This window comes from Thioclava sp. ES.031 (assembly GCF_002563775.1).
Lineage (GTDB): Bacteria > Pseudomonadota > Alphaproteobacteria > Rhodobacterales > Rhodobacteraceae > Thioclava.
This window is the reverse complement of sequence record NZ_PDJO01000001.1, coordinates 3,796,813-3,818,294: the sequence shown is the minus strand read 5'-3', so window position 1 is coordinate 3,818,294 and position 21,482 is coordinate 3,796,813. Positions and strand designations below refer to the sequence as shown.

Here is a 21,482-nt window from a genome sequence, read left to right as displayed (position 1 = left end):
CTACATCCGCAGATCGAGCCCGCTTTGCGGGGGGGCGAGGCGCGCGGTTGCGCGTGGGGTCGGGGCAATCGGCGTCTCAATTGGGTCCAGGTCCGGGCCTGCGCCCAAGCCGTCGAGCATGCCGGGCTGTTGCTGCGGACGCTCGTCGCGCTGGCTGAACTGAAAATCGAGCGTGCCATAGCCCATGTCGTGCATCTCGCGCGCGAGCGTGTCGATATGGCGGCGCATGAGGTCGAGCGTCTCGGCACGGTCAGCCTGAATCGCCACCGTCATGCCATGCTGGCTCGCATGGAGGGTCATGCGAACATGGCCCAGTTCCTCTGGCGAGAGCGCAATCTCCACCGGCCGGTCAGGCATCCGCGGCAGTGAGATCCCGATCTGATGGGCGATCGACTGCGCGATAGAGGCGGGAGTGGGTGTCACTCCCGAATGTGCCAGCCCCGTCCCCCCCGTTGTCGCGGCCTGCGGAGCAACATGGGCAGCCCAAGTCTCGGGCGTTTCGATAGCACCGGACTTTGGGACCAGACCGGGGTCGTTTGTGTCGGCCTGCGCCGCCCCCAATGCAGCCGACGTCAGATAGATGGCCTGGGCATGATCCACGCGCGCAGGCGGTGCTTGGGGGGCGTCTCCGTCCTGCTGGCCGGGCAAGGGGCCAACCCGGGTCGCCCTCTCGCGCTCCACGACCTTCGCATTTTTCGGAGCACCGCTTTCTGCGCCAATCGAGATTGGCGGCGGAGACGGGTGCCTCTCCGCCCCGGAGGTTTCGGTCTCTGTAATGCCGCCGGGAGCGCTTTGGGCCGTCAGCCCGTCAGGTGGGCCTTCCATTTTTGCGGCGTGCCGTGACCTTGGGGATACGATGTCCGTCTCACCGGTCTGACGGACCTCGCTCGCGCCGAATGGCTTTTCCGTAGCGCCGGAATTTTGCGTCGTAGCATGGGGTGGTTCGAACGGTATCGCTGGCTTTAACAGGCGCGTCGAAGCCGCAGCCTCGCCTGCCTTCCTGGTCGCGGGTGTTTCTGCAGGCTCCGTCTCGGGCGCTTGTGGGGGTACAAGCTCTGTCGGCGCCAAGATCGAAGGCGTTTCGCTCCGAGAAGCCGCCTGAGAAAGTCCCCCAGCCAGCGGTGCGTGGGAAGACGGCGTCGTGTTCGGAACGCGTGTTGGCGCGGCTTCGGGGCGGAGAGGGTTCGAGCCGGTCGCTGCTCCATGCCGCCTGTTCCTTGTTTCAACGTGCTCAGCTTCCGTCCGCGCCTCATCAGCTGCCCCGGGTCGCGGTGGCACGGCCGCCGCTGATGCTTCATGGGCTTCGGCAGGCGTCTGTATCTGAGCGTGCGCGTCGCGCGGCACGACAGGTCCCGCAACTCTCGTAGGAGATGTTGTGGCTATCCCATCTTGCCCCTCTCCCCTGTTTTGCGCGCCGATCTGCGGCTGCATCGGGCTTCCGTTCGAGAGTGGAGCAGAAGGCAATGTTCTGCCCGAGAGTGTCTTTCTGATCTGAGTTGGTTCTTCGTCCGTATTTGTCTTTTTCAACGCGTCTTGCCCACTTAGTTCAGGCGATGCGCTTCCTTCATTCGATGCGGCGATCTCGAACGGCCTCTTTCCGATATTGGACGCATTGGGCAGATCTGGTTCGGCCGCGGACGCAGTCGAAGCCGGACCAAGTCGGTTTAAAGACCCGGGCGGCAGGAGGCCCGCCGCGCTGTCAGGGGTTTCATGCGAGCCCGGCTCGCTCGGGGGCGAGGCCTGCGTCTCGTCAGACTCGGGCTCCGCATCCTTTTTGGTCTTGGGCTCAGCCTGACCCTCGCGCGTCCCGGGCAACTCTGCGCCCCGCGGCGCGGGCTCTGCCTCAAGCGAAAACCCACCGCTTGGTGGCTCTGTCGCCTCAGGATGGGCGGCTGCAGTCTTGAGATGGCCGCCCCAGCCTTTCGGCGTTTCTGGCATCGGAAAGGGAATCATGGTCCTCACGACTTCTGTCTGTGTCGAGGCCACTATTGCCGCAGGAACTTACTGATTCTTTACGCCCGACTGGCAGAGTGCAGAAAATTATCCGCAACCGGAGAGTTCGATGCACAGCCCGACCGTATCGCCGCTGCCACGCGCCGCTGGCGTCTCGCCGCAAGACGCCAAACTGTTCGAGCAAGCGAAGGCGCTCGAGGCCGGTTTCCTTTCGGAAATGCTCAAAGAGGCCGGTTTGACGGGTGCAAACGGCGCGTTCGGCGGGGGTATCGGAGAAGAGCAATTCTCCTCCTTCCTAAGGGCCGAACAATCAAAGGCCATGGTCGAGGCCGGCGGAATTGGCCTTGCAGAAATCATCTTCGAATCGCTTAAGAACGGGAGGCAGGATGCCTGAAAGCAATGCTACGGAAGAGCTGTTGTCGCTGTTGCGCCTTGAGCGGGAAGCGATTCGATCTGCGGATTTCGCCGACCTCGTCGGTTTGAGCGATCGAAAGGAGCGCGCCATGGCGGCGCTGGCGGATCTTGATCGCGACACAGTCGAACAAATCCGGGCGCTTGCCCGCGAGAATCAGACTCTGTTGGCCGCGGCCTTGGCAGGGGTTCGCGCGGCGCAGGCTCGCCTGAAGACGATCGTGACGGCGGCGAAAGGGTTCGATTCCTATGACAAGGAAGGCCGTCCGCAGCCGATCCGTCGCGGCAGCGGAGATTTCGAGCGACGTGCATAAGCTGTTAATCATGAACGGAATTTGCCGGGGGATCACGGGGGAGACTTAGCAGATTGTTAGCCTTTGCAGAGCCATGGTGGCGACGCATCCAAGCGATGGCGCGCTTCACGACTCAGGAGGCGCATTGGTCAGAAAGCCTTGAGTGCCGCGTCGAACACGCGGCTTTGCAATCGAGTGACGCAAAGCGTCGACACTAAGAGGATAGATCATGTCCAGCATTCTGACGAATACCAGCGCGATGGTCGCGCTGCAGACCCTGAAAGGGATCAATTCAGGCCTCGCGACCACGCAGTCCGAAATCTCGACCGGCAAATCCGTCGGCTCGGCGAAAGACAATGCGGCCGTGTGGGCGATTTCGAAAGTGATGGAGTCCGATGTGAAGGGCTTCTCGGGGATCTCCGACAGCCTCGCGCTCGGCGAATCCACGGTCGCCGTGGCACGCCAGGCAGCGGAAACCGTGACTGACCTGCTCACCGAGATGAAAGGCAAGATCGTCGCCGCGCAGGAGCAGAATGTCGACCAGACAAAGCTTCAGACCGATGTCGACGCGCTGCGCGAGCAGATCAAATCAGTCGTCGGTGCGGCGCAGTTCAACGGCCTGAACCTTGTCGACGGTTCCTCCGCTTCGACCGTGAACGTTCTGTCGTCGCTCGATCGGGCGTCGAATGGGACGGTCGCGGCCAAATACATCGGCGTTTCCGCACAGGACCTCTCCGTTGGCGGCTATGCGGGCGCGGACGTGTTCACCGGCACCGATGGCGTAACCGCGACGACGGACGATGCCTTCTCGTTCTCCCTCGATGCGACTGGCGGTTCGGATGTCGACGGGACCGTCGTAATCGTGGACACCAACCTTGCGGCTGGCGACAAGATCAACATGAGCATCGGCGACTTGTCGGTGTCCTATGTCGTAACGGCGGAGGATATCGCATCGACGACCACTGCGGATGTCGTGGCGGTCGGGCTGAAATCCGCAATCGAGAACTCGGGCGCGAATGTCACCGTCGATTACGACAGCGGTACCGCCGGCACGCTCACCATCACCAATGACGGGGCCGCTTCTCTGACCATCACCGGTCAGTATGAGAATGCCGGCTCGGGCGGTCTCGGTCTGCTGAGCGCGATCAATGTTGACGACGGTGCCGGCGGGAATGCGGCGAGTGCGCTCGGCAGCATCGAAACGCTCATCCAGACCGCAACCGATGCGGCTTCGGCCTTCGGCTCCGCCGAGGGGCGTATCCAGACTCAGGCCGAGTTCATCTCGAAGCTGAGCGACTCGCTCAAGGCGGGGATCGGCACGCTTGTCGATGCCGACATGGAGGAGGCCTCGGCCCGTCTTCAGGCGCTGCAGACGCAGCAGCAGCTGGGCATTCAGGCGCTCTCAATCGCCAACCAGCAGCCGCAGAACATCCTCTCGCTGTTCCGCTAAGGCTCGGGTAGGGGCGCCTGACTTGGCGCCCCCGCTTCCCTCATGTGCCGCGCGCATGATCAGTTTCAGTCACCGGAAGGATTTCCCGTGTACGCGACGACTTTGGCCAAAACGGCCTATTCCAATCCAAGCCAGCCGATGCGCACTCCGCGCGGGCTCGAATTCGAGCTATTCGCCCGCATCACGCGCCGCCTCAAACAGGTCTCTTCGCAAGATGCCCCTTTTGCCGCGCTGGCCGAAGCGATCTTCGAAAACCGCCGTCTCTGGACTGCACTCGCGGCCGATGTCGCCGACCCGGAGAATGGCTTGCCGCAAGAACTCCGCGCCCGCATCTTTTTCCTGCACGAGTTCACGCAGGCGCATAGCCGCCTCGTGCTTTCGCAAAAGCGGTCGGTCGATGCGCTGATCGACGTGAACACCGCCATCATGCGCGGGTTGCGACAAGAAGGGGCAAAGCAATGAGCGGCCTCGTTCTGAAACTCGCCCCGAAAGAGAGAGTGCTGATCAACGGTGCCGTCATCGAAAACGGAGATCGCCGATCGCGGCTCGCGATCATGACGCCGAACGCGAATATCCTGCGGCTGCGCGATGCGATACATCCCGAAGAGGTCAACACCCCGGTCCGTCGGGTTTGCTATATCGCGCAGCTCGTGCTCTCCGGTGACACCGACCCGCAAGAGGCGAAGATGCAGTTGCTTCGGGGGATCGAGCAGCTCAGTCAAGTTCTCAAGGATCAAGATAGTCGCGCGCAGCTCAATGCAGCCACGCTCGCCGTGATCGAGAACCAGCATTACCAAGCGCTGAAAGCGCTGCGCACGCTTCTTCCACGGGAGGAACGTCTCCTCGCCGCAGGCGCGCCATGACGTATCAGCCGGTTGTGCCTTTTTCCGGGTTTGCGGGGTGGCGATTTCTCTCGCGCACGATGGAGACGCAGCAGGCCGCTTTCGCGGCGTCGACGGAGAACCAACGCCTCGATACATATTTCCGGGAGATGATCGGACAGATCGATACGGCGAAGGCTTTGGTGGACGATCGACGTCTGCTCGGTGTGGCGCTCGGTGCATTCGGTCTCGATGCGGATATCGACAATAAATACTTCATCCGAAAAGTGCTCGAGGAAGGCTCTTTGGACAGAACAGCGCTGGCTAACAAGCTGTCGGATAAGAGCTATCTCGCGCTGACCACGGCTTTCGGTTTCGGCGATCACTCCGTTCCGCGAACGAAGCTTTCGACTTTCGCGGATGAGATTCTGACGAAATTTCAAACCCGAGAATTCGAGGTCGCGGTTGGCGAAGTTGATAATGACCTGCGCATGGCGATGTCGTTGCAACGCGACCTACGTGAGCTCGCGGCAAAGGATATGTCCGAGGCTGCGAAGTGGTACACGATTATCGGATCGCCATCCCTGAGCCGGGTGTTCCAGACCGCGCTCAACCTCCCATCCAGCGTTGGCGCGCTGAATGTCGATCAGCAACGCGAAATCTATATGTCGAAGGCGCAACGCGTCTATGGCACCTCCGACCCCGCGGAGCTCGGTGCATCCGACAAGCTGGAGGTCCTGACGCGGGATTATTTGCTTCGTGCGCAGCTCTCGAGCCTGACCAGTGTCTCGTCGCAAAATGTCGCGCTCAGCCTGTTGCAGAACGCAGGGGCTCAGGGCCTGTCCCTTCGGCTCTAGGCTTTAGGGAAACTGCGCGGCGCGGCGCAGCTCGCCCGTTTTCAGGCCGCGCCAATTGGTGATCGGGCCGGTCAATCTGCGATGCACGACGGGCGCGTTGGCATCGAGCGCACCGAGGCGGATCAGCAGCGCGATTATCGCCGCTTCCGAGGCCCGGGTCGCGCCATCAGTGATCTTCAGGGCGATGCCGCGTTTCTGATCCGGAAGCATGGCGACATAGACGCCTTCCGCACCGGTCTTGACGGCGACGCGCCCGTTCGCCTCTCGCATGATCTCGGTGCAGGCGCGGCCTTCGCCCGCGACGAGCTCCGGATGCTCCATCATCGCGTCGACCAGACGGGTCGCAGCGCGTGCCCGCAGATCGCCGTCGGAGGTTGCCGCCGCGAAGAATTGCATGGCGCGGCCGAGACCGGCGAGGCTGGTCGCGAAATTCGGGGCCGAGCATCCGTCGATCCCGTAGCGCGGCGAGGTCTCTTCGGTCACCTCTTCAAAGGCGGATTTCACGGCCCGCTGCGCGGGGTGATCGATCTCCACATAGTCAGGGCCGCCGCCCAGATGCCGGTTCAGCGTCAGGAACCCGGCATGTTTGCCCGAGCAATTGTTATGCGCTTGGCAAGGCGCGTGATCCGAGCAGATCAGATGCTTCTTCTCGGCCTTGTCGCGCGGCAGATGCGCCCCGCAGCACAGGTCGTCATCGCCCAGCCCAAGCGTCGCGAGCCAGTCTTCGACCGCCGCGCGGTGCATCTGCGCGCCGGAATGGCTCGCGCAGGAGAGGGCCAGCTGGCGCGTCGTCAGCCCGGCGGCCTCCGCCGCGCCGCTTTCCAGCAGCGGCAGGGCCTGGATCATCTTCACGGATGAGCGCGGAAAAATAACGGCTTCGGGATCGCCCCAGGAGGCTTCGATCCCCTCCGGGCCGAAGATCACCGCATGGCCATGATGGACGGATTCACACATCCCCCCGCGCCACAGCTCGATCATTGCCTTCGGTGCCGTCATCGCCTGCCTCCTATGCGCGAAATCTCGCCATCGCGGGGTTTTACCCCTAGGCTTTTTTAGGTTAAATGAGTGTTATCGAGAGGAAAACGCATTCGCCACCGAAAACAGGGTGACCGGCCCGGGCGATGCAGAGGCAACCTGACAGCTGGAGGCTGTAAGCATGATGATGAAGGGTCTGCGGATCGCGGCGGTCGCCGCGCTCATGATCGGGGCGGGGCATGGCGCAATGGCGCAGGAAAGCACCAACCGCGTCGCGGCGAATACCGATTGGAGCGTCTTCGTCGATAACGATCCGAAAGAGTGCTGGGGCGTGTCGAAACCGAAGAAGACGGTTAACACCAAAGGCGGCAAGGTCGTGCAGGTGAACCGCGGGGATATCCTGCTGTTCGTGACCTACCGTCCGGGCAAGAAGCCCGAGATTTCGTTCATGGGCGGCTATCCTTTCGCGGATGGCTCGACGGTCGCTCTCGAAGTCGGCGGTCAGAAATACACGCTCTTCACCGACGGTGGCGGCGCTTGGGCCGGATCGCCGGAAGAGGATGCGAAGATCATCGACGCCCTCAAGGCTGGCGCAGACGTGAAACTGACCGGTCGTTCGAGCCGTGGCACCCAGACCGAGGACACGTTCTCGCTGATGGGCTTCACCGCCGCGACCACCGAAGCCGAGCAGCGCTGCCAGTAAGCGACCCTCGCGCCTGACATTGGAGCCCCGGCCATGCGCCGGGGTTTTCGCGTTCGAGCCAAAAGCGCGACGCCCCCTGTTAATGCAGGGGCGAATCCCCTATATGAGGCGCCTCATTTCAAGGAAACATGCGATGACCCAGTCTCAGGCTCCGATCACGCAAGACGTGCACACGATCCCGCGCAAGCTGCCCGAAGGCGGCAAGGTGAACCTCATCGGCCTCACCCGTGACCAGCTGCGCGCGGCGCTGATCGAGGCGGGCACGCCCGAGAAGCAGGCGAAGATGCGCGTCGGCCAGATCTGGCAGTGGCTCTATTACTGGGGCGTGCGCGATTTCGCGGCGATGACCAACCTCGCCAAGGATTACCGCGCGATGCTGGCCGAGAAATTTGAGATTACCCTGCCCGAGATCGTCTCGAAGCAGGTCTCCGAGGACGGCACGCGGAAATACCTTCTGAAGATCGCGGGCGGCCACGAGGTCGAGGCGGTCTATATCCCCGAGGAAAGCCGCGGCACGCTGTGCATCTCCAGCCAAGTGGGCTGCACGCTGACCTGTTCGTTCTGCCACACCGGCACGCAGAAACTCGTGCGCAACCTGACCCCGGGCGAGATCGTCGGGCAGGTCATGCTCGCACGCGACGATCTTGGCGAATGGCCCGAGAAGAACAGCCCGAAGAACGAGACCCGTCTGGTGTCGAACGTCGTTCTGATGGGGATGGGCGAGCCGCTTTATAACTTCGAGAATGTCCGCGACGCGATGCAGGTCGTGATGGATGGTGAAGGCATCAGCCTCAGCCGCCGCCGGATCACGCTGTCGACCTCGGGCGTCGTGCCGGAGATCGCGAAGACCGCCGAGGAGATCGGCTGTCTTCTGGCAGTGTCCTTCCACGCCACGACCGACGAGGTGCGCGACAAGCTGGTGCCGATCAACAAGCGCTGGAATATCGAGACGCTGCTGAACGCGCTGCGGGAATATCCGCGCCTGTCGAACTCCGAGCGGATCACGTTCGAATACGTCATGCTCAAGGGTGTGAACGACAGCGACGAGGACGCGCGGCGTCTGGTGAAGCTGATCCGCGGCATCCCCGCGAAGATCAACCTGATCCCGTTCAACGAATGGCCGGGCGCGCCTTATGAGCGCAGCGATTGGGAGCGGATCGAGAGCTTCGCCGACATCATCTACAAGGCGGGCTACGCCTCGCCGATCCGTACGCCGCGCGGCGAGGACATCATGGCCGCCTGCGGTCAGTTGAAATCGGCGACCGAGCGGGCGCGCAAGTCGCGGGCGCAAATTCAGGCGGAAGCGGGGCTTTAAGGGAACCCGCTTCGCCGCTTCTGCATTGACGCTGCGTGTGGGAACTAACCGGAGACGTCATGACGCGAGAGGCCATCGCCCCGCTGCCAAAGCCCTGTAATGCCGAGGGAAAGCCGCGCCGGACCGGCGTGGAGATCGAGTTTGCCGGGCTCACCGAGGCGCGCATCGCGCAGATCGCCGCGCAAGCGCTGGGGGGTGAGGCGCGGCGTAGCGAAGGTCAGGACTGGGAGGTCACTGGCACGAAGATCGGCGATCTGCAGGTCTATCTGGATATCTCGCTGCGCAAGCAAGCCGATAGCTCGCTCAAGGAGCTGGGTCTGCGCATCGGGCGCGAGGTCATTCCGGTCGAGATCGTGACCGAGCCGCTGGATCGCGAAGGCCTTCTGCAACTCTCTGATTTCATTGAATTGCTGCGCAGCGAAGGTGCGCAGGGAACGGGGCGGTCTCTGCTCTATGGGTTCGGCCTTCACCTCAACCCCGAGATCGCCTCCAGCAAGGCCGAGGATATCGTTCGTCCGCTTCTGGCCTTCGCGCTGATCGAGGAGTGGATGCGCGAGACATGGCCGATCGAGACCACGCGCGAGGTGCTCCCTTTCACGGCGCCCTATCCGAAAAAGCTGATCGAGGATCTGGCGCGGCTCGGCCCGGATGCTGCGCTCGACGAGGTGATCGTCACCTATCGGAGGCAGACGCTGTCGCGGAACCACGGGCTGGATATGCTGCCGATCTTCTGCGAGCTGCGGCCCGATCTCATCGCGCCGGAAGAAGGGAAGGGCGGCACCGTTTCGCCGCGTCCCGCCTTCCATTTCCGTCTACCCGATTGCCGCATCGACGATGAGACCTGGTCGCTCGACAGCGAATGGCGACGCTGGTGGTTCGTGGAGACGCTCGCGGCGGATCCCGAGCTTCTTGGCCTGATGTGTCGCGAATGGTTGACGGCGAAGACCGAATTCCATCTGCTGGGCGGGAAATGGGTCGAGACCTGCGAGAAAATCCTGAGGCTTGCCGGGCATAGATGAAGCCCCTGATCGGCATATCGACATCGCGTCGCACCGGGTGGCGGGTCTACCCCTTCATCGCCTTCGGCGTCTGGCTGGCGGGCGGACGCTCGGTCCGCTGGGTCGCGGGCAAACGCGCCGAGGTGCAGCATGTCGACGGTGTGATCGTGGGCGGCGGCGATGACATTTCACCCGAACTCTATGGCGGCGATCTGATCGCGAGCGCGGTGCTCGACCCTGCGCGTGACGAGCTGGAGAAATGCCTCGTCGAGGAGGCGATGGCGCAGGGCAAACCGGTGCTGGGGATTTGCCGCGGCGCGCAGATGATCAATGTCGCGCTCGGGGGCGATCTTCATCAGGACGCCTACGATCATTACAACGCGCATAAACATACGACGCTTCTGCCGAAGAAGGACGTTCGCGTCGAACCCGGCTCGCGGCTCGGTGCGCTGGCGGGGCTGGAGCCGATGCGGGTCAACGCGCTGCACAGTCAGGCCGTGGATCGCCTGGGCGACGGGCTACGGGTCGCGGCGCGCGACGGGTCGGGGATGGTGCAGGCGGTCGAGCGGGTCGAGGAGCCTTTCGCCCTCGGCGTTCAGTGGCACCCGGAATACCTGACCTATGCCCATCGGCAGCGTGCGCTGTTCCGGGCACTGGTGGCGGCAGCGCGCGCAAGCCATGAGCACCGCGCGCAACTGCCCGAGGTCAGCGCCGAGGCGAAGGCCTGAGCGCCGCGCCTCAGCAGTTCTCGTAATTCCAATTGTCGATGATCGCGACCGCGTCCTTGGCGCTCTCGACGAAGCTGACCAGATCGAGATCCTCGGGCGAGATCGTCCCGGCCTCGGCCAGCCGATCCCAGTTGATGATCTCTTCCCAGAACTGCCGCCCGAACAGGATGAAGGGGATTCTCGACATCCGGCCCGTCTGGATCAGGGTCAGCGCCTCGAACATCTCGTCGAGCGTGCCGAAGCCGCCGGGGAAGACGCACACGGCGCGGGCGCGCATCAGGAAATGCATCTTCCGGATCGCGAAATAGTGGAAGTTGAAGGTCAGATCGGGCGTGACGTATTCGTTCGGGGCCTGCTCATGCGGCAGCACGACATTGAGGCCGATCGACTGCCCGCCCGCCTCATGCGCGCCGCGATTGCCCGCCTCCATCACGCCGGGGCCGCCGCCGGTGCAGATCACGTTCTCCCGGCCGTATTCCTGCATCGAGCGTTCGGTCATCTCGCGCGCGAAGAGGCGGGCCTCTTCGTAGTAACCCGACAGTTCCGCGAGATATTCGGTTTTCGCGTTGGCCTTGTTCTCGGGCGCGGGGATGCGCGCGCCGCCGAACATGACGATGGTCGACTCGATGCCGCGCTCGTCCATGATCAGCTGCGGTTTGAGCAATTCGAGCTGCAACCGAACCGGGCGCAGCTCGTCGCGCATCATGAAATCCACGTCCGTATAGGCCAGCCGATAGGCGGGCGCGCGGGTTTGTGGCGTGTCGGGAATGTTCTGTGCAGCCTTCGCGTCATCCCGCGAGTGGCGGAACGAATGCGTCGTGTCGTCCTTCATGGGGCACCTGCTCATTGCGCGTTTCGCTTTGACCAACTATAGCGTGAACGCTGTAAAGGCCACCTGAAAGAGGATTTGCCCATGTCGAACGCCGCGCTCGAAACTGCAATCGAAGCCGCTTGGGAAGCCCGCGACACCATCACGCCCTCGACCGGCGGTGAGACCCGCGAGGCCATCGAAGATACGCTCAACGCGCTGGATCGCGGCGAACTGCGTGTTGCGGAGAAACGCGAGAACGGCGACTGGCATGTGAACCAATGGGCCAAGAAGGCGGTTCTGCTGGGCTTCCGTCTGAAGGACATGGAGCAGCAGGATGGCGGCCCGCAGGGCGGCCACTGGTGGGACAAGGTCGACAGCAAGTTCAAAGGCTGGGGAGACAAAGAGTGGAAAGCCGGCGGTTTTCGCGCCGTGCCGAACTGCATCGTGCGCAAATCGGCCTATATCGCGCCGGGCGTGGTGCTGATGCCCTCCTTCGTGAACCTCGGCGCCTATGTCGACGAGGGCACGATGGTCGACACCTGGGCCACCGTCGGCAGCTGCGCGCAGATCGGCAAGGGCGTGCACCTGTCGGGCGGCGTCGGTATCGGCGGCGTGCTGGAGCCGATGCAGGCCGGCCCGACCATCATCGAAGACAACTGCTTCATCGGCGCGCGCTCGGAAGTCGTCGAGGGCTGCATCGTCCGCGAAGGCTCGGTGCTGGGCATGGGCGTCTATATCGGCAAGTCGACCAAGATCGTCGATCGCGAGACCGGCGACGTGATGTATGGCGAAGTGCCGCCCTATTCGGTCGTCGTGTCGGGCTCGATGCCGTCCAAGAACGGCATCAACCTGTATTGCGCGGTGATCGTGAAGCGCGTCGATGCGCAAACCCGGTCGAAGACCGGCATCAACGAGCTGCTGCGTGACTGAGAAGCCGGAAAAGCCGCAGAAGAAACCCTCGCGCCAGCAGGTCTTTACCCTGCTGGTCGAGGTTGGTCGTTCGCCCAATGACGGTCTGCCGAAAGGCGCGTCCGGGGCGGGGCTGCTGTGCTACGCCTCGGGCGTGGACGAGGCAGAGGCCGTGCGCGAGACCGTGGCGATCCTCAAGCAGGCCGAGATGGCGCCGCTTGACGTCACGGGTTACGGCACGCTCGCAGAGCGCGAGAAACAGGGTCATGAGATCGACGATGCGGAACGTGAATTGATGCAACGTGCGCTCGACGAGAACTCCGTGATCATCGCCCAGATGGAGCCGTTTTTCGGCAACGACAAGAAGCCGCTGCAGTAAGCCATAGAGTGTCTTTTGACGCCCGTTGAAACCTCACGAACCGTTGATACAGTGGTTCAAAGGGCAAAACAGCGAGCAGGCACAATGGCAATTCCCGGCAAGATTATCCCACTGACATTTCTGGCATTTTCTGCGCTTTCGGCCTGTGCGGGGCCTCCCGAATCTTCGCCCCGCCCGCTGGCGCGGGGCAGTGCGCCCGTGGCGGACCCGATCCCGCCGACGGACGCCTTGACCGAGGCCCGCTTCGAGTCCTTCCTCGCGGGGTTCAAGTCGCGTGCGCTGGCCAACGGCATCACCGAATACACCTGGAACCGCGCGATGGCCGATGTGCGCTACAATCCCAAGGTGATCGAGCGCGACCGCTACCAATCGGAATTCACCAAGTCGATCTGGGATTACCTCGACAGCGCGGTCTCGGAGGAGCGCGTGGCCACCGGCAAGCAGATGCTGCGCCAGTATGGCCCGCAGCTGAATGCGATCGAACGCAAATACGGCGTCGACAAAGAGGTCGTCGTCGCGATCTGGGGCATGGAGAGCCGCTACGGTGCCTATCGCGGCAGGACGGCGATCATCCCCGCACTCGCGACGCTGGCCTATGACGGGCGGCGTGGTGAGTTCTTCGCGAAGCAGCTGATCGCCGCGCTCAAGATCATCCAGTCGGGCGACGTGGACGAGCGGCACATGACCGGCTCCTGGGCCGGGGCGATGGGCCACACGCAATTCATCCCGACTTCCTATCTCGCCTATGCGGTCGATTTCACCGGCGATGGCAGACGTGACATCTGGTCGGAGAATCCGACCGACGCGCTGGCCTCCACGGCGGCCTATCTGGCGCGCTCGGGCTGGTCGAAGGGGCAGCCCTGGGGCGTTGAGGTCATCCTGCCCTCTGGCTTCAATTACGGCCTCACCGGCAAGGGCACGAAGAAGAGCCCCGCCGACTGGGCGGCGCTTGGCGTGCGCTCGGCCACTGGCGGCACGGTGCCGAATTACGGCTCGGCGTCGATCCTCGTGCCTGCGGGCGCGAAGGGGCCGGCCTTCATGATCTTCGGCAATTTCCGCGCCATCTCGCGCTACAACTCCGCCGACAGCTACGTGATCGGCGTGGGGCATCTGTCGGATCGTCTGAAAGGGAAGGGGCCCTTCGTGCAGGACTGGCCGCGCACGGGCAAGCCGCTCAATTCCAAGCAGAAGGTCGAGCTGCAGGAACGCCTGACCGCGGCGGGCTTCGATACCGAGGGGACCGATGGCAAGATCGGCGCGAATACCTCGAAGGCGATCGTGGCCTTCCAGAAGTCGCGCGGTCTGCCGCCCGACGGTTACGCCACGCTGGAGCTGCTGCAGGTGCTGCGCGGCACTTAAGGCTGCGGGCTGACGCCTATCACCGGCGCATGCAGGTGATAGAGCGCGGCCCAGACCAGCAGCGCCATTCCCAGCCGGATCAGTGAGGGTCGCGCGCGCGGCTTCCAACGACCGGAAAGAAACGCCGCGCCGGGAATGAGCGCTGTATGGGCGCTCAGCCGCTGCCAATCGGCCGCGCCCATCTGCCGCCGCTTGCGCGCTTCGAGCGCGCGCATCCCCAGCGTCGTGAAGAGGGCGAAGGCACCGAAGAGGATCACATGCGCCAGATCGCCATTGGCGATCAGATGCGCGCTGGCCCAGATCAGGATCGCCCAGAGGAGCGGTTGCCGTGTCAGCCCGACAATGCCGGGGCGGTCCGGGTCGAACCCGGTGGCGTGGCCTTCGAAGGCGAAAGGATTGGGGGCACCCAGCCCGAAACTGCCCAGCAGGATCGCAAGTGGCATCGCCAGATTGACCAGCCAGCGCGCCCAGATCTCTTGCGGCCAAAGAGCCACGTAGGGCGCGCGCCCGGCGGCGAAGATCATCCAGAACAAAAGCACGGTGGAGAGAAGCGCGAAGCCGATCGTCCAGCCGCGTGGCCCGAGAAGCGCCACGAAGCGCGCCTTCAACTGGGGTAAAGAGGGGATCGCATGCGAGGCAAGGAACAGAAATCCCGCAAGCAGGAATTCTGTCCAGCCACTCACCGCCGCGCCTCTTGCTTTGAGATTTGCACCGCGAGAATGCCGCCTGCGATCACCAGCACGCCAAGCGCGTCGTGCCAGTCGACATGCTCGCCCAGCACCGCCCAGGCGATGGCGACGCCGAAGACGGGCGTCAGGAAGTGGAAGGTCGCCGCGCGCACCGCGCCGATGCGGCCCACCAGCCGGAACCAGACCCAGGTCGCCATCAGCCCCGGCACGATCACCGTATAGGTGAAGGCGAAGGCCAGTGTCGGCGTTACCTCGACGGAGAGATGCTCGGTGAAGGCGGAGACCACGGCGAGGCTCACGGAGCCCACCAGCATCTGCAGGCCGACGATCATCAGCACGCCGCCCCCGCCGCCGCTCGCGCCGCGCACGGTGAGCGTCGCCACCGCCAGCGCCAGCGCGCCCGCGACGCAGAGGCCCAGCCCGAACGGGTCGATCCCGCCTTGCAGCCGCGCGCCCATGATGATGCCGACGCCCGCGAAGCCTGCCACCAGCCCGGCGATGCCGAGGGGCGGAATCCGGTCGCGGAAGACGATCCAGCCGAGTGCGCCGACGATCAGCGGCATGGTCGAGGCGATGATCGCCGCGACCGAGGCTTCGACCGTGGTCATCGCGACCCAGTTAAACCCTAGGTAGAGCGCGTTTTGGCAAATTCCGAAAATGATCGTGGCGCGCCACTGCGCCCGGCTTAGCCGCCAGCTTTGGCCGAAGGCCAGTGCCAGCACGATGCCGATCCCCCCGGACAGCGCGAAGCGCAGGGCAAGGGCTGCAAGGGGCGGTGCATCTGCCACGATGATATGCGTGGATGTGAAAGCCGAAGACCACATAAGGGCAAAGGCGAGCCCCATTCCGATCGCGCGCAGATCCATCTTTCCTCCGGGCCTGAAAAAGGGCGCCCCGATTGCTCGCGGGCGCCCTAAAAACTTGGCTGTCCCTCTCTTGAGAGAGTGGTGCGATCAGGAGTTGACGCTGTCCTTGAGCGCTTTCGCCACGGTCACTTTGACCTGCTTGTCAGCCGGCTTCTGCATCTGCTCGCCGGTGGCCGGGTTGCGGACCATGCGCTCGGGGCGCTCGCGGCAGTAGACTTTGCCAATGCCCGGCAGGGTAACGGCGCCGCCGTTCGACACTTCTTTGGTGACGACGTCGGTGATCGCGTCGAGTGCGGCCGAAGCCGTCTTCTTGTCGGCGTCCATCGCCTCGGCGAGGGCTGCCACCAGCTGGGTCTTGGTCATCGGTTTCGACATATTCGTTCCTCTCTCCGCCCCGGTAATCCAGGGTCAATTTCGTCCGCGTTGCACGGTTGGTGGGCCATGTTCCACACGTTTTTATTGAGCATGGCAAGCCCTTTTCCCAGATTACACGGGTTTTTCCCACGTCACAGAAAAGCTGTTTCCTCGAAGCTACGCAATTTCCGGCTGTGAATACGATCCAGAGGCATCTCGCGAAGTTTCTCCATTGCGAGGATGCCGATGAGCAAATGGCTCGCAACCTGGGTGCGGTAGAATTCGGTGGCCATGCCCGGCAGCTTCAGCTCGCCATGCAGCGGTTTGTCGGACACGCACAGAAGCGTGCCGTAGGGCACCCGGAACCGGAAGCCGTTCGCCGCGATCGTCGCGCTTTCCATATCGAGCGCAACCGCGCGCGACTGGCTCAGCCGATGGACCGGGCCGGATTGGTCTCTCAACTCCCAGTTGCGGTTGTCGATGGTGGCGACGGTGCCGGTCCGCATGATCCGCTTCAGCTCGTAGCCTTCCAGCTTCGTCACTTCGGCCACCGCTTCCTGCAGCGCGATCTGGATCTCGGCCAGCGCCGGGATCGGCACCCAGACGGGCAGGTCGTCGTCGAGCACATGGTCTTCGCGCAGATAGGCATGGGCGAGGACGAAGTCCCCAAGCTGCTGCGAATTGCGCAGACCCGCGCAGTGACCGACCATCAGCCAGGCATGCGGGCGCAGCACCGCGATGTGGTCCGTCGCGGTCTTCGCGTTGGACGGGCCGACGCCGATATTGACCAGCGTGATCCCGCCGCCATCGGCGCGCTTGAGGTGATAGGCGGGCATCTGCGGCAGTTTCGCGAGGCCCGGAATCTCGTCCTGCGGGTCGGTGATCTCCTGATTGCCGGGAGCCACGAAGCTCGTGTAGCCCGAGTCCTTGTCGCCCAGCAGACGCCGCGCGACGGCCTCGAACTCGTCCACATAGAACTGGTAGTTCGTGAACAGCACGTGGTTCTGGAAATGCTCGGCCTTGGTCGCGGTGTAATGCGACAGGCGCGCCAGCGAGTAATCCACCCGCTGCGCGGTGAACGGCGCGAGGTGGCCCGAGCCATCCGGGTTCGGCCCCGCCATGCCGTTGACGATATCGTCGTTCATCCCCGCAAGGTCCGGCACGTCGAACACGTCGCGCAGCGAGAAATCGAGAACGCCTTCCTGCGGCACGGTCACTTCTGGATGCGCAGCCACGGCGAAATGCACCGGGATCGGCGTGTCCGAGGGGCCGATCGTGACCGGAATGTTGTGGTTCTTGATCAGCAGGCCCAGCTGCTGCGTCAGGTAGTTTCGGAACAGATCGGGCCGCGTGATCGTCGCGGTGTAGGTGCCCGGCAGCGCCACATGGCCGAAGCTCAAGCGGCTATCGGCCTTGATATGCGAGGAAACGGAGATGCGCACCTCCGGGTAGAAGGCGCGAAAGCGGTTCCGCGCGGTTTTGCTCTCCAGCGTCTCATTGAATTTCTCGAGCAGGAAGGCGGTCGCCTCGTCATAGAGCGCCTCGAGCCGGGCAACCGCCTCGGCGGCATCGGTGAAGGTCTCCGCAGCTGCGGTTTCCGGGGTGATGAGTTCAAGAGTTTCGTTCATTCAAAAAGATCCGTCAGTTCAAAACGCGTCACGTCGACGAGGCCCAGATCCGAAATGCGGATCTCGGGAATGACGACGAGCGCGAGCAGCGAATGCTGCATGTAAGCGTTATTCAAAGTGCAGCCGCAGGCGCCCATCGCCTCGACCATCTTGGCGGCGCGCGCGGCCACCGTTTGTGCCGGATCGTCCGACATCAGCCCTGCGATCGGCAGCGGCACGGCGGCGATCTCTTCGCCGTCCTTCCAGACGGAGACCCCGCCGCCCATCTCGCCAAGCGCATTGGCGCAGGCGGCCATCATCTCGCGGTCGGTGCCGACCACGATCATGTGGTGGCTGTCATGGGCCACGGTCGAGCCCATGGCCATGCGCCCCTTGTAGCCGAAGCCCGAGACGAAGCCGTTGGTGACGCCGCCGGTGCCCTGATGGCGTTCCACCAGCGCGATCTGCGCGATGTCCTTGGCGGTGTCGGGCTGGGCGAGCCCGTCGGTCACGTCCAGCTCCGCCGTCAGCGCCTTAGTGGGGGCCTGGTTCTCGACCACGCCGATCACGCGGGCGGTGACGGTGTTGGCGCCCTCCGGCGCTTTAATCTCGAAATCCGCCGCCGTCAGGGGCTTGCCCAGATGCACCGTGTTGCGGGCGCTGTCGGGCCAGTTGTAATGCGGGCATTCCGCCAGCAGCTTGCCCTCCTTCGCGACCGTCTTGCCCCGCGCGATGACCTGCTCGACCGGCAGGGTCGCGAGGTCCGAGGTCAGGATCACATCGGCCCGGCGGCCCGGCGTGATCGAGCCCAGCTCGCGCTCCAGCCCGAAATGCGTCGCGGTGTTGAGTGTACACATCTGCAGCGCGACCAGAGGATCGGCTCCGCACGCCACCGCATGGCGGAAGACGCGGTTCATATGCCCGTCATTCACCAGCGTGCCCGAATGGCAGTCATCGGTGCACAGGATGAAGTTGCGCGGATCGAGACCCTTCTCGGTGACGGCGGTGATCTGCGTCTCCACGTCATACCAAGCGGAGCCCAGCCGCATCATCGAGCGCATCCCGTTACGCACCCGCGCGATCGCATCGGCCTCGCAGGTGCCCTCGTGATCGTCGGCGGGCCCGCCCGCGACATAGGCGCGGAACGGCGCGCCCAGATCGGGGGAGGCGTAATGTCCGCCCACGGTCTTATGCGCGTTCTGCGTCGCCGCGATTTCGGCGAGCATCTTAGGATCGGCATTGATCACGCCGGGGAAGTTCATCATCTCGCCCAGACCGATGATGCCGGGCCATGTCATCGCCTCGGCCACGTCCTCGGGGGTGATCTCGAAACCCGTGGTCTCCAGCCCCGGCGCGGAGGGCGCGCAGGAGGGCATCTGGGTGAAGATGTTGACCGGCTGCATCAGCGCCTCGTCATGCATCATCCGCACGCCGTCGAGCCCCAGCACATTCGCGATCTCATGCGGATCGGTGAACATGCTCGTCGTGCCATGCGGGATCACCGCGGCGGCGAATTCAGCGGGCGTGAGCATGCCGCTCTCGATATGCATATGCGCGTCGCACAGGCCCGGCACCATGTAGCGCCCCTCGGCCTCGATCACTTCGGTGTCGGGTCCGATACTGTCCGACAGATCGGGGGCCACGGCGGCAAATCGCCCCTCGGCCACGGAAATATCGTAGCCCTCGAGAACCTCACGCGTGTGGACATTGACCCATTTGCCACCCCGGATCACGAGGTCGGCGGGTTCGCGCCCGGCAGCCACGGCAATCAATCGCGGTGCGGCTTCGGGCCAGGATTTGATCTTGTTCTTCTGTTCCATGTCCAAGCCTGTCATTGCGTGCGGGAAGGTTCAAGAGACGTTGTTATGCCTTCACACAGCCTCTACCTATGACGGATGACAGAAACGCAAAAGGGGGCCGTGATGCCGACGCTTCTTTCCATCGGACATGGCTATTCGGCCCGTGCGCTCGCACCGCTTCTTCTGGCAAGCGGCTGGCGGGTGATCGGCACCACGCGCAGCGCCGAGAAGGCCGAAATGCTGCGCAGCGAAGGAGTGGAGCCGCTGGTCTGGGAAGGTGGGCCTCTGCCGCTCGATCAGGCGACGCATCTGCTGAGTTCCGTGGCGCCGGGACCGGAAGGAGACCCGGTTCTCGCTGCGCAGCATTCCGAAATTGCTGCATCGCAGCATTTGGAGTGGATCGGCTATCTTTCGACCGTCGGCGTCTATGGCGATCACGCGGGCGGCTGGGTCGACGAGGCGACGCCGCTGACCCCTTCGACCAAGCGCGGACAGGCGCGGGTAGAGGCCGAGGCGGCTTGGGGCGCGCTGGCCGCAGCCCATGACCTGCCGCTGCATATCTTCCGGCTCGCGGGGATCTACGGCCCCGGGCGCGGGCCCTTCGAGAAGGTACGGCAGGGCACAGCCCGGCGGATCGTCAAGGAGGGGCAGGTCTTCTCGCGCATTCATGTCGAGGATATCGCGCAGGTGCTGCTGGCCTCGATCGACAATCCCGATCCGGGCGCGGTCTATAATGTCTGCGACGACGATCCCGCCCCGCCGCAGGATGTGATCGCCTATGCGGCGGAGCTGCTCGATCTGCCGCTGCCGCCCGAGGTGCCGTTCGACGAGGCCGATCTGAGCCCGATGGCGCGCAGCTTCTATGCCGAGAGCAAGCGGGTGCGGAACGACAAGATCAAACGCGACCTTGGCGTCACGCTGCGCTATCCGGATTACCGCGCAGGGCTGCGCGCGCTGCTCGATCAGGCGGGCTGAAGCTCGACCCGCTTCTCGCGCACCGGCAGATGCACGATGGCCGAGAAGGCGCCCACGCCCACGCCGACCCACCAGACCAGCGTGTAATCGCCGTAGATGTCGTAGAGCTTGCCGCCCAGCCAGACGCCGAGGAACGCGCCCACCTGGTGCGAGAAGAAGACGATCCCGTAGAGCGTGCCCATGTAGCGCAGCCCGTAGATATGCGCGACCAGCCCCGAGGTCAGCGGCACCGTCGCCAGCCACAGCGCCCCCATCGCGAGCGAGAAGATCAGCACCGTCGCGGGCGTCATCGGCGTCAGGATGAACGCGCCGGCGACGAAGGTGCGCAGCAGATACACCCCCGCCAGAAGGTACTTCTTCGAATAGCGCTTGCCCGCCCAACCCGCGAAGATCGTGCCCGCAATATTGGCGAGGCCGATCACCGAGATCGCGGCAGCGCCGAGCGCCGAGGTCGTCTCGATCCCGATTCCGGCGAGCAGCGATCCGGGTGGCACCGCGCCGCACATCTCGGTCACCATCGCGGGGAAATGCGCGGTGATGAAGCCCAGCTGATAGCCGCAGGAGAAGAAGCCGAGGAAGATCAGCGTGTAGGACGGATCGCGGAAGGCGCGCATCAGGACGCTGCCCATGCTTTCGGCCATTTCCTCACGGCTGGCGCGCTCGGGCGCGCGGATCAGCGGCAGGAAGGCCAGCGAGGCGAGGATCACGGCGGCGAAGATCACGAAGACCGTCTGCCACGGGAAATGGCCGAGCAGCAGCTCCGCCATGGGCGCGCCGAAGACCTGACCTGCCGAGCCCGCCGCCGTCGCGATACCCAGCGCGAGCGAGCGGTTCTCGTCGGAGGTCGCGCGGCCCACCACGGCGAGGATCACGCCGAAGCCCGTGCCCGCGATGCCGAAGCCCACGAGGATTTCCAGAAGCTGATGCTGCCCCGGCTCCACCGCGAAGGCCGAAAGCACGAGACCGAGCGCATAGACCAGCGCGCCGAGGACGATCGCAAGCCGGTCGCCCCAACGCTCGGCGATCGCGCCGAAGATCGGCTGTCCGATCCCCCAGGCGAGGTTCTGTACCGCGATGGCGAGCGAGAATTCGGCGCGTGGCCAGTTGAACTCGCTGGCGATCGGAATCTGGAAAACGCCGAAGCTCGCCCGGATGGCGAAGCTCAGCATCAGGATCACGGCACCGCCGATCAGAACCGGCGTGAACAATTTGGCTTGCGTCATTTTACAT

23 protein-coding genes are annotated in these 21,482 nt (G+C 64.0%); 14 read left to right on the top strand and 9 right to left on the bottom strand.

Going from position 1 to position 21,482, the window contains the following annotated elements; all coding sequences use genetic code 11:
* Entirely contained in the window at positions 1-423 is a 423-nt protein-coding gene (locus AXZ77_RS19655) for a flagellar hook-length control protein FliK (protein WP_176536076.1), read from the bottom strand.
* Between the two features lie 1,639 nt (positions 424-2,062).
* On the opposite strand from AXZ77_RS19655, the gene AXZ77_RS18230 reads away from it, so the two are divergent.
* From AXZ77_RS18230 to AXZ77_RS18205, 6 genes are all read left to right on the top strand, one after another.
* Positions 2,063-2,347 (top strand): rod-binding protein, encoded by a 285-nt coding sequence (locus tag AXZ77_RS18230; protein ID WP_098412225.1) that lies wholly within the window; start codon positions 2,063-2,065, stop codon positions 2,345-2,347.
* On the top strand, positions 2,340-2,678 hold the full coding sequence (flgN, locus tag AXZ77_RS18225; RefSeq protein ID WP_098412224.1) for a flagellar export chaperone FlgN: 339 nt from the start codon (positions 2,340-2,342) through the stop codon (positions 2,676-2,678). Before AXZ77_RS18230 ends, flgN begins: the two co-directional genes overlap by 8 nt.
* Before the next feature lie 208 nt (positions 2,679-2,886).
* Complete coding sequence (locus tag AXZ77_RS18220; RefSeq protein ID WP_098412223.1) at positions 2,887-4,107, top strand: flagellin; 1,221 nt, start codon at positions 2,887-2,889, stop codon at positions 4,105-4,107.
* A gap of 42 nt (positions 4,108-4,149) precedes the next feature.
* Positions 4,150-4,569, top strand: a complete 420-nt coding sequence (gene flaF, locus AXZ77_RS18215) for a flagellar biosynthesis regulator FlaF (RefSeq protein ID WP_176536075.1) — start codon at positions 4,150-4,152, stop codon at positions 4,567-4,569.
* Positions 4,566-4,970, top strand: a complete 405-nt coding sequence (flbT, locus tag AXZ77_RS18210) for a flagellar biosynthesis repressor FlbT (RefSeq protein ID WP_098412221.1) — start codon at positions 4,566-4,568, stop codon at positions 4,968-4,970. The genes flaF and flbT overlap by 4 nt, the downstream gene beginning before the upstream one ends.
* Positions 4,967-5,785 (top strand): DUF1217 domain-containing protein, encoded by an 819-nt coding sequence (locus tag AXZ77_RS18205; RefSeq protein ID WP_098412220.1) that lies wholly within the window; start codon positions 4,967-4,969, stop codon positions 5,783-5,785. Before flbT ends, AXZ77_RS18205 begins: the two co-directional genes overlap by 4 nt.
* A 3-nt stretch (positions 5,786-5,788) precedes the next feature.
* On the opposite strand, the gene AXZ77_RS18200 is transcribed toward AXZ77_RS18205, so the two are convergent.
* The gene (locus AXZ77_RS18200) at positions 5,789-6,781 is read right to left on the bottom strand and encodes an asparaginase (RefSeq protein ID WP_098412219.1); all 993 of its coding nucleotides are present in this window, start codon (positions 6,779-6,781) and stop codon (positions 5,789-5,791) included.
* A gap of 166 nt (positions 6,782-6,947) precedes the next feature.
* Between AXZ77_RS18200 and AXZ77_RS18195 the strand changes: the two genes are divergently transcribed.
* The 4 genes from AXZ77_RS18195 to AXZ77_RS18180 all read left to right on the top strand — a co-directional run bounded on the left by AXZ77_RS18195 (position 6,948) and on the right by AXZ77_RS18180 (position 10,504).
* Positions 6,948-7,463 carry an invasion associated locus B family protein gene (locus AXZ77_RS18195; protein WP_098412612.1) on the top strand — a complete coding sequence of 172 codons (516 nt, stop codon included), beginning with the start codon at positions 6,948-6,950 and terminating at the stop codon, positions 7,461-7,463.
* Between the two features lie 133 nt (positions 7,464-7,596).
* Positions 7,597-8,778, top strand: coding sequence for a 23S rRNA (adenine(2503)-C(2))-methyltransferase RlmN (rlmN, locus tag AXZ77_RS18190; RefSeq protein ID WP_078521591.1), 1,182 nt, complete (start codon positions 7,597-7,599; stop codon positions 8,776-8,778).
* Between the two features lie 59 nt (positions 8,779-8,837).
* Positions 8,838-9,797, top strand: a complete 960-nt coding sequence (locus AXZ77_RS18185) for an amidoligase family protein (RefSeq protein ID WP_098412218.1) — start codon at positions 8,838-8,840, stop codon at positions 9,795-9,797.
* Entirely contained in the window at positions 9,794-10,504 is a 711-nt protein-coding gene (locus tag AXZ77_RS18180) for a gamma-glutamyl-gamma-aminobutyrate hydrolase family protein (protein WP_083078041.1), read from the top strand. The genes AXZ77_RS18185 and AXZ77_RS18180 overlap by 4 nt, the downstream gene beginning before the upstream one ends.
* Positions 10,505-10,514: 10 nt before the next feature.
* On the opposite strand, the gene AXZ77_RS18175 is transcribed toward AXZ77_RS18180, so the two are convergent.
* Positions 10,515-11,336 carry an LOG family protein gene (locus AXZ77_RS18175; protein ID WP_098412217.1) on the bottom strand — a complete coding sequence of 274 codons (822 nt, stop codon included), beginning with the start codon at positions 11,334-11,336 and terminating at the stop codon, positions 10,515-10,517.
* A gap of 81 nt (positions 11,337-11,417) precedes the next feature.
* On the opposite strand from AXZ77_RS18175, the gene dapD reads away from it, so the two are divergent.
* The 3 genes from dapD to AXZ77_RS18160 all read left to right on the top strand — a co-directional run bounded on the left by dapD (position 11,418) and on the right by AXZ77_RS18160 (position 13,962).
* Positions 11,418-12,245: a 2,3,4,5-tetrahydropyridine-2,6-dicarboxylate N-succinyltransferase gene (dapD, locus tag AXZ77_RS18170; protein ID WP_078521584.1), complete on the top strand. Its 828-nt coding sequence runs from the start codon at positions 11,418-11,420 to the stop codon at positions 12,243-12,245.
* Positions 12,238-12,603 carry a hypothetical protein gene (locus AXZ77_RS18165; RefSeq protein ID WP_078605036.1) on the top strand — a complete coding sequence of 122 codons (366 nt, stop codon included), beginning with the start codon at positions 12,238-12,240 and terminating at the stop codon, positions 12,601-12,603. The genes dapD and AXZ77_RS18165 overlap by 8 nt, the downstream gene beginning before the upstream one ends.
* A gap of 198 nt (positions 12,604-12,801) precedes the next feature.
* Complete coding sequence (locus AXZ77_RS18160) at positions 12,802-13,962, top strand: lytic murein transglycosylase (RefSeq protein WP_369679784.1); 1,161 nt, start codon at positions 12,802-12,804, stop codon at positions 13,960-13,962.
* Here AXZ77_RS18160 and AXZ77_RS18155 read toward each other — a convergent pair.
* The 5 genes from AXZ77_RS18155 to ade form a co-directional block, all read right to left on the bottom strand.
* The gene (locus tag AXZ77_RS18155; RefSeq protein ID WP_098412215.1) at positions 13,959-14,645 is read right to left on the bottom strand and encodes an NnrU family protein; all 687 of its coding nucleotides are present in this window, start codon (positions 14,643-14,645) and stop codon (positions 13,959-13,961) included. The genes AXZ77_RS18160 and AXZ77_RS18155 overlap by 4 nt on opposite strands.
* Positions 14,642-15,517, bottom strand: a complete 876-nt coding sequence (locus tag AXZ77_RS18150) for a DMT family transporter (RefSeq protein WP_098412214.1) — start codon at positions 15,515-15,517, stop codon at positions 14,642-14,644. Before AXZ77_RS18150 ends, AXZ77_RS18155 begins: the two co-directional genes overlap by 4 nt.
* An 87-nt stretch (positions 15,518-15,604) precedes the next feature.
* The gene (locus tag AXZ77_RS18145; RefSeq protein ID WP_075776797.1) at positions 15,605-15,892 is read right to left on the bottom strand and encodes an HU family DNA-binding protein; all 288 of its coding nucleotides are present in this window, start codon (positions 15,890-15,892) and stop codon (positions 15,605-15,607) included.
* Between the two features lie 131 nt (positions 15,893-16,023).
* Complete coding sequence (locus tag AXZ77_RS18140; RefSeq protein WP_098412213.1) at positions 16,024-17,499, bottom strand: AMP nucleosidase; 1,476 nt, start codon at positions 17,497-17,499, stop codon at positions 16,024-16,026.
* Positions 17,496-19,298, bottom strand: a complete 1,803-nt coding sequence (gene ade / locus AXZ77_RS18135) for an adenine deaminase (protein WP_098412212.1) — start codon at positions 19,296-19,298, stop codon at positions 17,496-17,498. Before ade ends, AXZ77_RS18140 begins: the two co-directional genes overlap by 4 nt.
* Before the next feature lie 102 nt (positions 19,299-19,400).
* Between ade and AXZ77_RS18130 the strand changes: the two genes are divergently transcribed.
* Entirely contained in the window at positions 19,401-20,252 is an 852-nt protein-coding gene (locus AXZ77_RS18130) for an SDR family oxidoreductase (RefSeq protein WP_098412211.1), read from the top strand.
* Here AXZ77_RS18130 and AXZ77_RS18125 read toward each other — a convergent pair.
* Complete coding sequence (locus tag AXZ77_RS18125; protein ID WP_098412210.1) at positions 20,240-21,475, bottom strand: MFS transporter; 1,236 nt, start codon at positions 21,473-21,475, stop codon at positions 20,240-20,242. The genes AXZ77_RS18130 and AXZ77_RS18125 overlap by 13 nt on opposite strands.
* Positions 21,476-21,482 lie beyond the last annotated feature (7 nt).

What these genes read in the sequence shown, in the direction of transcription:
- AXZ77_RS18125 (WP_098412210.1), bottom strand. Translation starts at nt 21,475, where the DNA reads ATGACGCAAGCCAAATTGTTCACGCCGGTTCTGATCGGCGGTGCCGTG.
- AXZ77_RS18205 (WP_098412220.1), top strand. Translation starts at nt 4,967, where the DNA reads ATGACGTATCAGCCGGTTGTGCCTTTTTCCGGGTTTGCGGGGTGGCGA.
- rlmN (WP_078521591.1), top strand. Translation starts at nt 7,597, where the DNA reads ATGACCCAGTCTCAGGCTCCGATCACGCAAGACGTGCACACGATCCCG.
- flaF (WP_176536075.1), top strand. Translation starts at nt 4,150, where the DNA reads ATGTGCCGCGCGCATGATCAGTTTCAGTCACCGGAAGGATTTCCCGTG.
- dapD (WP_078521584.1), top strand. Translation starts at nt 11,418, where the DNA reads ATGTCGAACGCCGCGCTCGAAACTGCAATCGAAGCCGCTTGGGAAGCC.
- AXZ77_RS18185 (WP_098412218.1), top strand. Translation starts at nt 8,838, where the DNA reads ATGACGCGAGAGGCCATCGCCCCGCTGCCAAAGCCCTGTAATGCCGAG.
- AXZ77_RS18195 (WP_098412612.1), top strand. Translation starts at nt 6,948, where the DNA reads ATGAAGGGTCTGCGGATCGCGGCGGTCGCCGCGCTCATGATCGGGGCG.
- AXZ77_RS18200 (WP_098412219.1), bottom strand. Translation starts at nt 6,781, where the DNA reads ATGACGGCACCGAAGGCAATGATCGAGCTGTGGCGCGGGGGGATGTGT.
- AXZ77_RS18130 (WP_098412211.1), top strand. Translation starts at nt 19,401, where the DNA reads ATGCCGACGCTTCTTTCCATCGGACATGGCTATTCGGCCCGTGCGCTC.
- flgN (WP_098412224.1), top strand. Translation starts at nt 2,340, where the DNA reads ATGCCTGAAAGCAATGCTACGGAAGAGCTGTTGTCGCTGTTGCGCCTT.
- ade (WP_098412212.1), bottom strand. Translation starts at nt 19,298, where the DNA reads ATGGAACAGAAGAACAAGATCAAATCCTGGCCCGAAGCCGCACCGCGA.
- AXZ77_RS18140 (WP_098412213.1), bottom strand. Translation starts at nt 17,499, where the DNA reads ATGAACGAAACTCTTGAACTCATCACCCCGGAAACCGCAGCTGCGGAG.
- AXZ77_RS18180 (WP_083078041.1), top strand. Translation starts at nt 9,794, where the DNA reads ATGAAGCCCCTGATCGGCATATCGACATCGCGTCGCACCGGGTGGCGG.
- AXZ77_RS18230 (WP_098412225.1), top strand. Translation starts at nt 2,063, where the DNA reads ATGCACAGCCCGACCGTATCGCCGCTGCCACGCGCCGCTGGCGTCTCG.
- AXZ77_RS18175 (WP_098412217.1), bottom strand. Translation starts at nt 11,336, where the DNA reads ATGAAGGACGACACGACGCATTCGTTCCGCCACTCGCGGGATGACGCG.
- AXZ77_RS18220 (WP_098412223.1), top strand. Translation starts at nt 2,887, where the DNA reads ATGTCCAGCATTCTGACGAATACCAGCGCGATGGTCGCGCTGCAGACC.
- flbT (WP_098412221.1), top strand. Translation starts at nt 4,566, where the DNA reads ATGAGCGGCCTCGTTCTGAAACTCGCCCCGAAAGAGAGAGTGCTGATC.
- AXZ77_RS18150 (WP_098412214.1), bottom strand. Translation starts at nt 15,517, where the DNA reads ATGGATCTGCGCGCGATCGGAATGGGGCTCGCCTTTGCCCTTATGTGG.
- AXZ77_RS18145 (WP_075776797.1), bottom strand. Translation starts at nt 15,892, where the DNA reads ATGTCGAAACCGATGACCAAGACCCAGCTGGTGGCAGCCCTCGCCGAG.